11 protein-coding genes and 1 riboswitch are annotated in these 13,064 nt (G+C 65.3%); of the genes, 8 read left to right on the plus strand and 3 right to left on the minus strand.

The features are described 5' to 3' along the window. The first annotated feature begins 33 nt into the window (after positions 1-33). The 4 genes from ftsY to rpoH all read left to right on the plus strand — a co-directional run bounded on the left by ftsY (position 34) and on the right by rpoH (position 4,646). Positions 34-2,022, plus strand: coding sequence for a signal recognition particle-docking protein FtsY (gene ftsY, locus ABZN20_RS13995; protein ID WP_367025631.1), 1,989 nt, complete (start codon positions 34-36; stop codon positions 2,020-2,022). Positions 2,023-2,026: 4 nt separating this feature from the next. Next, entirely contained in the window at positions 2,027-2,689 is a 663-nt protein-coding gene (gene ftsE / locus ABZN20_RS14000) for a cell division ATP-binding protein FtsE (protein ID WP_367025632.1), read from the plus strand. After that, complete coding sequence (gene ftsX, locus ABZN20_RS14005; RefSeq protein ID WP_255556616.1) at positions 2,686-3,684, plus strand: permease-like cell division protein FtsX; 999 nt, start codon at positions 2,686-2,688, stop codon at positions 3,682-3,684. Before ftsE ends, ftsX begins: the two co-directional genes overlap by 4 nt. 101 nt (positions 3,685-3,785) lie before the next feature. Then, positions 3,786-4,646, plus strand: a complete 861-nt coding sequence (rpoH, locus tag ABZN20_RS14010) for an RNA polymerase sigma factor RpoH (RefSeq protein WP_367025633.1) — start codon at positions 3,786-3,788, stop codon at positions 4,644-4,646. Between the two features lie 72 nt (positions 4,647-4,718). Here rpoH and metF read toward each other — a convergent pair whose 3' ends face one another. The 3 genes from metF to metK form a co-directional block, all read right to left on the minus strand. Continuing rightward, the gene (metF, locus tag ABZN20_RS14015) at positions 4,719-5,576 is read right to left on the minus strand and encodes a methylenetetrahydrofolate reductase [NAD(P)H] (protein WP_218808166.1); all 858 of its coding nucleotides are present in this window, start codon (positions 5,574-5,576) and stop codon (positions 4,719-4,721) included. Positions 5,577-5,757: 181 nt separating this feature from the next. Beyond that, entirely contained in the window at positions 5,758-7,173 is a 1,416-nt protein-coding gene (gene ahcY, locus ABZN20_RS14020; RefSeq protein WP_367025634.1) for an adenosylhomocysteinase, read from the minus strand. A 71-nt stretch (positions 7,174-7,244) separates the two neighbouring features. Then, positions 7,245-7,328: riboswitch (S-adenosyl-L-homocysteine riboswitch) on the minus strand. A gap of 43 nt (positions 7,329-7,371) precedes the next feature. Continuing rightward, a complete protein-coding gene (metK, locus tag ABZN20_RS14025; protein WP_305080260.1) occupies positions 7,372-8,541 on the minus strand; it encodes a methionine adenosyltransferase in 1,170 nt (389 codons plus the stop codon). A 307-nt stretch (positions 8,542-8,848) separates the two neighbouring features. Between metK and ABZN20_RS14030 the strand changes: the two genes are divergently transcribed. The 4 genes from ABZN20_RS14030 (at position 8,849) to ABZN20_RS14045 (ending at position 13,062) form a co-directional block, all read left to right on the plus strand. Beyond that, complete coding sequence (locus ABZN20_RS14030) at positions 8,849-9,583, plus strand: glycosyltransferase (protein WP_367025635.1); 735 nt, start codon at positions 8,849-8,851, stop codon at positions 9,581-9,583. 82 nt (positions 9,584-9,665) lie between these two features. Continuing rightward, positions 9,666-10,241: a YbhB/YbcL family Raf kinase inhibitor-like protein gene (locus tag ABZN20_RS14035; protein WP_423246408.1), complete on the plus strand. Its 576-nt coding sequence runs from the start codon at positions 9,666-9,668 to the stop codon at positions 10,239-10,241. Between the two features lie 174 nt (positions 10,242-10,415). Continuing rightward, on the plus strand, positions 10,416-11,468 hold the full coding sequence (gene cax / locus ABZN20_RS14040) for a calcium/proton exchanger (RefSeq protein WP_367025636.1): 1,053 nt from the start codon (positions 10,416-10,418) through the stop codon (positions 11,466-11,468). 25 nt (positions 11,469-11,493) lie between these two features. After that, a complete protein-coding gene (locus ABZN20_RS14045) occupies positions 11,494-13,062 on the plus strand; it encodes a glucan biosynthesis protein (RefSeq protein WP_367025637.1) in 1,569 nt (522 codons plus the stop codon). Positions 13,063-13,064 lie beyond the last annotated feature (2 nt).

Raw genomic sequence — 13,064 nt, forward strand, 5'->3', positions numbered from 1 at the left:
CGCCGGATGGCCCATAACTCACAACAACATGCCATGTTCAGAAAGCTCACTTTTCTCGGTCTGATCCTCCTATTGGGCGCGCTGCTGATCGGCGCTTTCCTCCGCATCGCCGACGCCGGCCTCGGCTGCCCGGCCTGGCCCGGCTGCTACGGTGCGCCCGTCGTCGACGAGCAGTCCGCCGCGATGATGGCCGCGGTCGGCGGCAAGGCGCTGAAATGGCTGTGGCTGGGCTGGGTCCACCTTTATCTGGGCGGCGCTTTCGGCGTGCTGGTGTTGGTCCTGATCGCCATGGTTTGGTGGCTGCCGGCCCACCGCGGCAGGGCGGCGTCGCTGTTGGCGGTACTGCTGGTATTGGTGGGGGTACAGGCAGCGCTGGGTTTGTGGGGGCACTACGCCACGCCGATGCCTCTGGTTTCCGCCGCACACCTGTTCAGCGGATTTCTGACCCTTGGCTGCGCTTACTGGCTGTATCTGGGCGTCAAGCCGGGGGTGGACGACGCGGCCGTGCGGGGAGCACCGGGCTTGCGCCTTCTGGCGCGGGTCGGCTTGGTACTGCTGCTGGCCGAAATCGCCTTGGGCGGCTGGACCGAGGCCCAGCGTGCCGGCCTCGCCTGCCCGGACTTTCCGACCTGCCTGGGCCAGCCCTGGCCGGAGGTGGACTGGCGGCACGGCTTCACGCTTTGGCCGAACATTGCCGCCGACTACGCGGGAGGGGTGCTGCCGGTCGAGGCGCGGGCGGCCATCCATTTCGCGCACCGGCTCGGCGCCGTGGCGGTGTTCCTGGTTCTGAGCCTCTTGGCCATGGGGGCCAGTTCCAACCGCAATGCGACCCCGATCAGCAAGCCGGCGGTGCTGCTGAGCTTCCTGTTGCTGCTGCAGGTCGGCCTCGGCGTACTGAGCGTCCTGATGCGGCTGCCGGTGGCGGTCGCCGTCGCGCACCAGGCCGTGGCGGCGCTGCTGCTGCTCAACGTGGCGCATATCAACGTCTACCTGCGCCGGCGCCTGCCGGCGGCGGCCGCCGTGCCCGAAGTGGTGCCGGTGCGCCCGCCGGTCGAGGCGGTACCTCCGCTGCCGGCGCCGGAGACCTTGTTCGAGCGCCTGCGCGGCCAGCTCGGCAAGACCCGCAGCGGCCTGACCGGCTTGCTTGCCGCCCTGGGCCGGGGCCGCATCGACCGCGAGTTGCTGGACGAGATCGAAGAGCAATTGCTGATGGCCGACGTCGGCGTCAACGTGACGCGGGAAATCGTCGCGGATCTGGGCTCGGGCCTGGAGAAGCAGGAACTGGCCGACGGCGAATCCCTGCGCAACCGTCTGCGCGGCCGCCTGCTCGACATCGTCCGCCCCTGCAGCGTGCCGCTGGTCATCCCGCCGGAGGTCCGGCCCTTCGTCATTCTGGTGGTGGGGGTCAACGGCGTGGGCAAGACCACGACCATCGGCAAGCTCGCCAAACGGCTGCAGAACGAGGGCCACAGCGTCATGCTGGCCGCCGGGGACACCTTCCGCGCCGCCGCCGTCGAGCAGCTCCAGACCTGGGGCGAACGCAACAAGATCGCGGTGATCGCCCAGCACAGCGGGGCCGATTCGGCTTCGGTGATCTACGACGCCGTGGAGGCCGCCAAGGCGCGCGGGGTCGACGTGCTGATCGCCGATACCGCGGGCCGGCTGCACACCAAGTCGAACCTGATGGAAGAGCTGAGCAAGATCAAGCGCATCATCGGCCGTCTCGACGAGACCGCGCCGCACGAGGTGCTGCTGGTGCTGGACGCGGGCACCGGCCAGAACGCCATGTCCCAGGCCAAGCTGTTCAACGAGGCGGTCGGCCTGACAGGGCTGGCATTGACCAAGCTGGACGGCACCGCCAAAGGCGGGGTGATCTTCGCGCTGGCGCAGCAGTTCGGAATCCCCATACGCTTCATCGGCATCGGGGAAGGCATCGACGATCTGCGCGACTTCGATGCCACCCAGTTCATCGACGCCCTGTTCGCCGAGGAAGAGACGAGCGGGACCGCCCGCTTGCATTGAGGCCGTGCTGGAATTCAAAGAGGTCTACAAGCGCTATCCCGAGCTCGGCGAAGCCCTGCACGACGTCAGCTTCCACATCGGTCGCGGCGAGCGGGTGTTCCTCACCGGCCATTCGGGGGCCGGCAAGAGCACTCTGCTCAAGCTGGTCGCCGTGATCGAGCGGGCCACGCGCGGCCAGATCGTGCTGGACGGCCGGAACATCACCCATGCCTCCAACCGGGAGATTCCCTATATCCGGCGCAAGCTCGGCCTGATCTTTCAGGACTACAAGCTGCTGTACGACCGCTCCGTGTTCGAGAATGTCGCTTTGCCGCTGGTCATCGCCGGATTCAACCCGGGCGAGGTCAGCCGGCGGGTGCGTGCGGCACTCGGCAAGGTGGGGCTCTTGTCCAAGGAGAAGCGGCTGCCGCAGACCCTGTCCGGGGGCGAGCAGCAGCGCGTCGGCATCGCTCGGGCGATCGTCCACAAGCCGGACTTCATCCTCGCCGACGAGCCCACCGGCAACCTCGATCCGGAGGCCGCGCGGGAGGTCATGGACATCTTCCGCGATTTCAACGATCTCGGCGTGACCCTGCTCATCGCCAGCCACGACGAACAGCTGATCTCGCGGGCTGGGGGGCGGGTCTTGCGCCTGCAGCGCGGAAGCCTGTCGGAGGTGGGGGCATGAGACGGCAGCGCCGTCGTGCTCAGCGGCGGGTCGCGCCGCCCGCGCCCCGGAGACGCAGCGGTCCGACCCTGGTCGACCGGCTGCAGAGCTACCTGGTTTCGCACGTGCAGACCGCGAAGGAGGCGCTGTGGCGGATGCGGCGCACGCCTTTCGCCATGGCGCTCACCCTCCTGGTCATCGCCGCCACGCTGGCGCTGCCCACCAGTTTTCACGTGCTGGTGAAGAACCTCCGCCTGGTCGGCGGAGACCTGGAGGCGACCAACGAGATTTCGCTTTACCTCAAGCCCGATCTGTCCAACGATGCCGGACGCAAGCTGGCTGACCGGCTGAAAAGCCACGCCCAGATCGCCGAGACGCGGCTCGTCACCAAGGAAGCCGGAATCGAGCAATTGAAGACCTACAGCGGTTTCGGCGAAGCCTTGTCGGCCTTGAATTTCAACCCGCTGCCGGTGGTGATCGGCATACGTCCCAAGGATTCGCTGGCCCAGCCCGGGCAGGTGGAACGCCTCGTCGCCGAACTCAAAGCCCTGCCCGAAGTCGATATGGTGCAGAGCGACATCCAGTGGATGCACCGTCTCCATGCCATGCTCCAGGTCGCCGAACGCAGTTTCGGCGTCCTCGGGGCATTGCTGGCGGCCGCGGTGGTGTTCATCATCGGCAACACCATCCGCCTGGAGCTGTACGGCCGCCGCGAGGAAATCATCGTGCAGAAGCTGCTGGGCGCGACCGACCGGTTCATCCGGCGGCCTTTTCTCTATACCGGTTTCTGGTACGGCTTCCTCGGCAGCATCGGCGCGTGGATCGTCGTCGGCGTCATGCTGCTGATCGTCAGGGCGCCGATCCGCCAGCTCAACGTGCTCTACGGCAGCGACTTTTCCCTGGCCTTTCTCGGTTTTCAGGAGACGATGGCGCTGATCGGTATCGCCTGTTTCTTAGGGATAGCCGGCGCCTTCGCCGTGCTCATCCAGCACCTGCGGGACATGCGTCCCGAGTGAGCGGCAGGCGCGAGGGCTTGCCGAAGCAAGGAACTTGCGCTAGTTTTGGCACTCAAATGGGACGAGTGCTAAAACCCATCCCCATCACAACAGGGCATTCCATGACTCACGAATTGACTCTCCCGACCAATTTGCCCCTCGGCTCCATCGACGATTATTTCGCCGCGGTGAACCGCCTGCCGCGGCTGGATGCCGACGAGGAGCGGGAACTGGCCATCCGTTTCCGCGACGAGCAGGACCTGGAGGCCGCCCGGCGCCTGGTGCTGGCGAACCTGCGTTTCGTGGCCTACATCGCGCGGGGTTATCTCGGCTACGGCCTGCCGCTGGCCGACCTGATCCAGGAGGGCAACATCGGTCTGATGAAGGCGGTCAAGCGCTACGATCCGGACGTCGGCGTGCGGCTGGTTTCGTTCGCGGTGCACTGGATCCGCGCCGAGATCCACGAATTCATCATCCAGAACTGGCGCATCGTAAAGATCGCCACCACCAAGGCCCAGCGCAAGTTGTTCTTCAACCTGCGCAAGATGAAGAACCGGCTGGGCTGGCTCACCCCCGAGGAGGCCGCAGCGGTTGCGGAGGAGCTGGGCGTGGACGTCGAGGACGTCTACAAGATGGAAAACCGGCTGAACAATCCGGACATGGCGCTCGAGGCGCACGGGGAGGATGACGGCGACGACCGCGAGGGCCACGCACCCATCCATTATCTCCAGCAGGAGGGGGCGGACCCGGCGCTGCTCATCGAGCACAGCGAATGGGAAAACCGCCAGCAGGAGAGACTGCAGCAAGCCATCGGCCAGCTCGACGACCGCAGCCGCGACATCGTGGCCAGCCGCTGGCTCAGCGAAGACAAGCTGACGCTGCACGATCTGGCGGCGCGCTACAACGTCTCTGCCGAGCGCATCCGCCAGCTCGAGAGCAGCGCGATGAAGAAGCTGCGCAACGCCCTCGCCGACGCTGCTTGATTTTCAAAAGGCGGACGGAGCCTGTCCCGGACTTGATCCGGGAGCGCCGGCCGGCCGTATCCGCCCCTCCCCTCAGGCCGATCCCAGCTCCAGCGCTTTCCAGACATCGAGGCAGGCTTCCGCCCGGTTCAGCGTGTAGAAATGCAAGCCGGGAGCCCCTTGCTCCAGCAGCCGCCGGCACAGCTCCGTCACCACCTCCAGACCGAAGGCCCGGATCGCCCTGCGGTCGTCGCCGAAGGCCTCCAGCCGTTTGCGGATCCAGCGCGGGATGTCGGCGCCGCACATGTCGGAAAACCGCGCCAGTTGCGAATAATTGGTGATCGGCATGATGCCCGGCACGACCGGGATGTCGACACCGAGCCGTTCGCAGTCGTCGACGAACCGGAAATAGGCTTCGGGATTGTAGAAATACTGGGTGATGGCGCTGTCGGCGCCGGCATCCACCTTGCGCTTGAAATTCTTCAGGTCGCTCTCGGCGCTGGCCGCCTGGGGATGGACTTCCGGGTAGCAGGCCACCTCGATGTGGAAATGGTTCCCCGTTTCGGCACGGATGAATTCCACCAATTCGTTGGCGTAGCGGAATTCGCCCGCCGACAGCATGCCGGAGGGCATGTCTCCCCGCAGCGCCACGATGTGGCGGATGCCATGCGAACGGTAGGCTTCGAGGATCTCACGGATGCTCTGGCGGGTGGAGGCGATGCAGGACAGGTGCGGAGCGCACTCGATGCCTGTGGTCTGCTGAATCTCCAGCGCCGTTTCGAAGGTCTTCTCGCGCGTCGAGCCGCCGGCGCCGAAGGTCACCGAGCAGAAGCGCGGCTTGAGCGGCGCGAGCTTGTTCAATGTGCGGCGCAGGTTCACCGCCGCCTCTTCGGTTTTCGGCGGAAAGAACTCGAAGCTGAATTCCCGCGGATATTTCTGTTGAGTCTTCATTGCACTCCCCCTCACCCCGGCCCTCTCCCAAGCGGAGAGGGTGAGCAAGGTTGCTGCGGCTTTCATGTGGAGGAAAACGAAATCGTGCAGGGGGCAGGATTTCGGATCGAGGTGCTCGGAATTTCCGATCGAAACCCGGGAATTCCGGGTTTCGATGCGTACGAAATAGCCTTTTGAGCTATCAGTAGCGATAGTGGCCCGGCTTGTATGGCCCTTCCACCGGCACGCCGATGTACGCCGCCTGTTCCGGACTCAGCACCGTCAGCGCCGCCCCGATCTTCTTCAGGTGCAGCCGCGCCACCTTCTCGTCCAGGTGCTTGGGCAACACGTACACCTCGTTCTCGTACTTCCCGCCGTGGCAGAACAGCTCGATCTGCGCCAGGGTCTGGTTGGTGAAGGAGTTGGACATCACGAAGGAGGGGTGTCCCGTGGCGCAGCCCAGGTTCACCAGCCGACCCTCGGCCAGCAGGATGATGCGGCGGCCTGAGGGGAAGATGATGTGATCGACCTGCGGCTTGATGTTCTCCCAGGTATACCGCTTCAGGGCGGCGACCTCGATTTCCGAGTCGAAGTGGCCGATGTTGCAGACGATGGCCTGGTCCTTCATCTTCACCATGTGGTCGTGGGTAATGACGCCCACGTTGCCGGTGGCGGTGACGAAGATGTCGGCCTTGTCGCAGGCCTCGTCCATGGTCACGACCCGGTAGCCCTCCATCGCCGCCTGCAGGGCGCAGATCGGATCGATCTCGGTGATCCACACGGTGGCGCCGAGGCCACGCAGGGACTGGGCGCAGCCCTTGCCCACGTCGCCGTAGCCCAGCACCACGGCGATCTTGCCGGCGATCATCACGTCGGTGGCGCGCTTGATGCCGTCCACCAGCGATTCACGGCAGCCGTACAGGTTGTCGAACTTGGACTTGGTCACCGAGTCGTTGACGTTGATCGCCGGGAACGGCAGCCGCCCTTCCGCCTGCATCTGGTACAGGCGGTGCACGCCGGTGGTGGTTTCCTCGGTGACGCCCTGGATGCCGGCCTGGATCTTCGAATACCAGCCCGGCCTTGCCGCCAGCGACTTTTTGATGGCGGCGAACAGCACCTCCTCTTCTTCACAGGTCGGGTTGGCGATGAGGGAGGCGTCCTTCTCGGCGCGGGCGCCGAGGGTCACTAGCAGCGTGGCGTCGCCGCCGTCGTCCAGGATCATGTTGGGACCGGCATCGCCCGGCCATTCCAGGATGCGGTGAGTGTATTCCCAATATTCTTCCAGGGATTCGCCCTTGTAGGCGAACACAGGGATGCCTTCGGCGGCGATGGCCGCGGCGGCATGATCCTGGGTGGAGAAGATGTTGCACGAGGCCCAGCGGACCTCGGCGCCCAGGGCGGCCAGGGTTTCGATCAGCACCGCGGTCTGGATGGTCATGTGGAGGGAGCCGGCGATGCGGGCGCCCTTGAGCGGCTGGGCGGTCCGGTATTCCTCGCGGATCGCCATGAGTCCCGGCATTTCGGTCTCGGCGATGGCGATTTCCTTGCGGCCCCAGCCGGCCAGGGAGAGATCGGCGACCTTGTAGTCGTCGAATGCGGCGTTTGCTACAGCGTTCATGGATTCCTCTTCGTCAGTTCTCCACCGGAGCTGAGGCTCTGATTACCCGTCGGCCGCCGCGGCCGGTGGAGATAAACAGAGCGCCGTTGGAAAACCGATTGCCCCCGCCGAGCCTGGCGGCCCTTCGATGGGCCGTCGCAGCGCTCCTCGGCGCAGACAATGCCGCCGAAAACCGGCGGCTTAAACCTGGGTGTTGAATCAGGCGATCGGCAGGCCCGCCGCTTCACGCAGCAGTTCGGCCTTGTCCGTCCGCTCCCAGGTGAAGCTGCCTTCGGTGCGTCCGAAGTGCCCGTAGGCAGCGGTCGGACGGTAGATCGGCCGCAGCAGGTCCAGCATGGTGATCAGGCCCTTCGGACGCAGGTCGAAGTGTTCGCGCACCAGCTTGACCAGGGTTTCCTCGGCAATCTTGCCGGTGCCGAAGGTCTCGATGCTGATCGAGGTCGGTTCGGCCACGCCGATGGCGTAAGACACCTGGATCTCACAGCGGTCGGCCAGGCCGGCGGCCACGACGTTCTTGGCGACGTAGCGGCCCATGTAGGCGGCCGAACGGTCGACCTTGGACGGGTCCTTGCCGCTGAAGGCGCCGCCGCCGTGGCGCGCCATGCCGCCGTACGTGTCGACGATGATCTTGCGCCCGGTCAGGCCGCAGTCGCCGACCGGGCCGCCGATGACGAAGCTGCCGGTCGGGTTGATGAAATACTTGGTGTCCTTGTGCAGCCACTCCCTCGGCAGGACATGGTAGATGATCTCTTCCATGACCGCCTCGCGGATGTCCTTTTGCTCCACGTCCGGCGCATGCTGGGTCGACAGCACCACGGCATCGACCGCCACCGGCTTGCCGTCCTCGTAGCGGAAGGTGACTTGGCTTTTGGCATCCGGCCGCAGCCAGGGCAGCACCTTGTGTTTGCGGACCTCGGCCTGACGCTGCACCAGCCGGTGGGCGTAGGTGATCGGGGCCGGCATCAGCACGTCGGTCTCGTTGGTGGCGTAGCCGAACATCAGGCCCTGGTCGCCTGCACCCTGCTCGTGGCTGTCGAATTCGTCCACACCCATGGCGATGTCGGGCGACTGCTTGCCGATCGCCGTCAGCACGGCGCAGCTCTGCCAGTCGAAGCCGATTTCGGGGTTGTCGTAGCCGATGTCGTGCACGACCTTGCGCACCAGTTCCTCGGTGTCCACCCAGGCGGAGGTGGTGACTTCGCCGGCGAGTACGACCATGCCGGTCTTGACCAGGGTTTCCACGGCCACGCGTGCCTTGGGATCCTGCGCCAGGATCGCATCCAGAACCGCGTCGGAAACCTGGTCTGCGATCTTGTCCGGGTGACCTTCGGAGACGGACTCCGAAGTGAAGATGAAAGATTTGCTCACTTTATGATGCTTCCTACGGTTGAACGGCATGGTTTAACGATCATGGCGAGCAGCCGCCCTGGATGATGAAAGCGGCTGGTCGCCATGATCGCTCCCCTCACCCCAGCCCTCTCCCGCTTGCGGGAGAGGGGGACAAAGAGACGCTTCGCGTTGTTTTACGTTAAGCTGAGGGCGAATTATAGGCCAGGGGATTGGGCAGACAAAGCCCGCCGCCGAAGTCAGCCGTTTCGTAACATCGGCATGTTATCCAATGGGGTTCGGGTCTTTATCGTGATTTTGGAAATTAACTATACCAAGAGGGCGAGCCATGAATCTGGAATCCATCACCGTCGTTCTTCCCACCCGCAACGAGGCCGGCAATATCGGGGCGTTCCTGGCGTCGTTGCCCGATGCGGTGCATCTGATCGTAGTCGACGCCAGCGAGGACGAAACGCCGGACATCATCCAGCGGCTGCGTCCCGCCCGGACGCAGGTGCTCCGGCGCAGGAGCACGATCACCCAGGCGCGGCAACTGGGGGCGGAGCTGGCCCAAACCGACTGGCTGCTGTTCACCGATGCCGACGTCGTGTTTCCGGACGGTTATTTCGACTCCCTGGGGGGCTTGGCCGACGCGGCCGTGGTCTATGGGCCCAAGCTGTCGCGCGACCGTTTCGTGGCTTATTACCGCTGGTTCGGCTACGGCCAGCAATGTTCACACTGGCTGGGAATTCCCGCCGCCACCGGGTCCAACATGCTGGTCCGTAAGGATGCGCTGGCCGCGGTGGGCGGATTCGATCCGGAGCTGGTGTGCAACGAAGACTCGGAGCTGGTCTGGCGGATCAAGCGGGCCGGCTACCGGACCCGGTTCGAGCCGGCGCTGCCGGTCTTTGCACGCGACCATCGCCGTCTGGACAGCGGGCTTTGGCGCAAAACCGGCCATTCCGTGTTCCGTTGCGCGCTGCTGTATTGGGACCTGATCCCCGCCCGCTGGCGCGGGGCGGACTGGGGCTACTGGTCGCAGCAGCAGAGCGGACGGGCGCCGGGCATCTCGCGGGTGGAGTAACAGAGATGCAAACCGCCTTGAATCCGCCGTCCTTGTAGTGGGAAGATCGGCTCTGGAAATCGTTCCAAGCGGAGGAGCGAAGATGAAACATTGTGTTTTCCGCGGCGGGATGCTCGCGCTGCTCATCCATCTTCCGCTGGTCTGGACCGGAAGTGCGGCCGCCGAAGCGGCGGGGGGAGAAACGGCCATGGCGTTGATCATCACTTCGGAGGCTTTCCCGCCGAACGGCGAGATACCGCGAAAGCACACCTGTGACGGCGGCGACGTTTCGCCACCTCTCGGCTGGTCGGGACTGCCGCCAGGCACCCGAAGTCTAGCGCTCATCGTCGACGACCCCGATGCGCCGGACCCCAAAGCGCCCAGAATGACGTGGGTCCACTGGGTGCTGTACAACCTGCCCCCGGATGCGCCGGGCTTGCCCGAAGCGGTCCAGTCGCTGCCCGCCGGCACGCTGCAGGGCGTGAACGACTGGAAGCGCACGGGCTATGGCGGCCCCTGCCCTCCGATCGGCCGCCACCGCTACGTCCACAAGCTCTACGCCTTGGATACCGTCTTGCCCGATCTGCACCGGCCGGACAAGGCGAAACTCGAGCATGCCATGGCCGGGCACGTGCTCGGCCAGGCCGAGCTGATCGGGACCTACCAGCGTTCCCGTTGACTTTCGCCGCCCGCGGCCGCAGCTCTCCCGCTCCTTACCGCCAGAGGTGGTCTTGCGGCAAGCCCGCCGTTTTGTGGGATCATTTGGCATGGAGCGCCGGGTCCGAGACGAGCGGGTTGTTCAAGAGGGTTGAAGCTGGAAGGTATGCGAGTCGGGAAATTCGAAATCGATCTCATGTCGTTACTGCTGGTTTTCGTGCCGGCCAGCATTGCGCTGGCGTGGGTCCATGCGGACCCGGTCTGGATTTTCGCGGCGTCCGCGCTTGCGATCGTCCCGCTGGCGGGCCAGATGGGGAAGGCCACCGAATATCTCGCCGAACATCTCGGCGCGGGCCTCGGCGGACTGCTCAACGCTTCGTTCGGCAATGCGGCGGAACTGATCATCGGCTTCGTCGCGCTGCGGGCAGGCCTGATCGACGTGGTCAAGGCCTCGATCACCGGCTCGATCATCGGTAACATCCTACTGGTGCTGGGCGCCAGCGTAGTGGTCGGCGGGCTGAAGCACGAAACCCAGTACTTCAACCGTACCGCCGCCGGCCTTGGCGTCACCCTGGCCGCGCTCAGCGCGATCGGGCTGGTGGTGCCCGCGATTTTCCACATGGTCGTCCAAGGGCAGCCGGAGCCTCACGAACAGGAACTGAGCCTGGAAATCGCCATGGTGCTGTTCGTCACCTACGTCCTCAGTCTGGTGTTCACCCTGCGCACCCACCGTCATCTGTACGTCGGCGAGTCCTCGGACGAAACCGACGAGGCGCTCGGCGTGGGAACCTGGAGCCGGCGCAAATCGTTGCTGATTCTGCTGGGCGCCACCGCACTCGTCGCCTGGATGAGCGAGCTGCTGGTGGGCGCGGTGGAGCATGCGGCGCACGACCTGGGCATGACCAACGTCTTCATCGGCGTGATCCTCGTCGCCATCGTCGGCAACGCGGCCGAGCACAGCACGGCGGTCATGATGGCCGCCAGGAACCACATGGATCTGGCCATGAACATCGCCATCGGCTCCAGCATCCAGATCGCCCTGTTCGTCGCCCCGCTCCTGGTGTTCGCCGGCTATGTGATGGGCCAGCCGATGGACTTGGTATTTTCCACTTTCGAGGTGGTTGCGGTCGCGATCGCCGTCGCCGCGGTGGTTCTGATCGCGATGGACGGCGAGTCGAACTGGATGGAAGGGGTCAACCTGCTGGCGGTTTACGTCATCCTCGCCATCGCCTTCTATTTCCTTCCCTAGGGACGAGTTACGCATGATCGGAAAGATGAATCGACGCGATTTCATGCGCCTGGGCGCAATGCTCGGGCTGGGCGCTCCGCTCTTGGCCGGCGCGCCGCGGAGCCGGGCGGAGCCGAAAGGGCTGAAGTTCGGTGCTTCCCTTCCTTTCAGCTACGAGATGCTGGTGAAGCGGGCGGAGGCGCTTGCGTCGCGCCCTTACTCCCCGCCGCCGGCGGTATCCGAGGTCGTTCGCAAACTGGATTACGAAGCCTGGGGCCGGATCCGCTTCCGGACCGAGGACGCCTTGTTCGCCGAGGGGCCGTCGGTTTACCCGGTCACGTTTTTCCACCTCGGCCAGTTTTTCCAGAAACCGGTCAAGATCCACGCCGTCGAGGACGGAAAATCGCGCCAGATTTACTACAGCGCCGACTACTTCGACATGCCGGGTGACAGCCCGGCCCGGCAAATGCCGGAAAAGTCGGGATTCGCCGGCTTTCGCCTGCAGGAGGCCCGCACCCGCTCCGATTGGCGCACGCAGGACTGGATCGCCTATCTGGGCGCCTCCTATTTCCGCGCCATCGGTGCGCTGAACCAGTACGGCCTTTCGGCGCGCGGGGTCGTCGTCGACGCGGCCGAGCCGACCCCGGAAGAATTCCCCGATTTCACCGAGTTCTACGTCGAGGGCGCCGCTGGCGAAACCGATCCGGTCGTCATCTGCGCGCTGCTGGATGGCCCCAGCGTCGCCGGCGCCTACCGCTTCCTCACCTGGCGGAAAGAGGGCGTAGTGCAGGAGATCGAGGCGGCAGTGTTCATGCGCCGGGGCGTCAAGCGGCTCGGCCTCGCGCCGTTGACTTCGATGTACTGGTTCAGCGAATCGGAGAAGCGGAAGCTGGAGGACTGGCGGCCCGAGGTCCACGATTCGGACGGCCTTGCCATCTGGACCGGAGCCGGGGAGCGCATCTGGCGGCCGCTGATCAACCAGCCGTACGCAGTGACGTCGAGCTTCGTCGACCACGATCCGAAGGGGTTCGGCCTGCTCCAGCGCGACCGGGTGTTCGAGAACTACCTCGACGGCGTGAACTACGAACGCCGGCCCAGTCTGTGGGTCGAGCCGCTGGACGGCTGGGGTGGGGGCGCGGTGCAACTGATCGAGCTGCCCACGGACGACGAGATCCACGACAACGTCGGCGTTTACTGGCGTCCAGCCGAGGCGCCCAAGGCCGGTGCGTCCTACCGTTTGCGGTATCGCTTGCACTGGCTGGCCGACGAGCCTTATCCGGCCGCCGTCGCCCGCTGCGTCGCGACCCGCATCGGCCGCGGTGGCCAGCCCGGCAAGCCCAGACCTCGGGGCGTCTACAAATTCGCAGTGGAATTCGCCGGCGCGGCGCTGGAACCGCTGTGGGGCGACACCGTCACGGCATCGCCCGTCGTCACGGCTTCCAGCGGGGCGATTCAGGGCGCTTTCATCGAGCCGATCCCCCATACGCGGCGCTGGCGCGCGATTTTCGACCTGATCCCCGACGGAGCCGCTCCAGTGGAGCTGCGTCTCTACATCCAGGGCAACGGCGACGCCCTGACCGAAACCTGGCTGTATCAATTCCGGCCGCCGGCCTGAGC

It is taken from the genome of Methylococcus sp. ANG (assembly GCF_040730495.1).
In the GTDB taxonomy this organism is placed as follows: Bacteria; Pseudomonadota; Gammaproteobacteria; order Methylococcales; family Methylococcaceae; genus Methylococcus.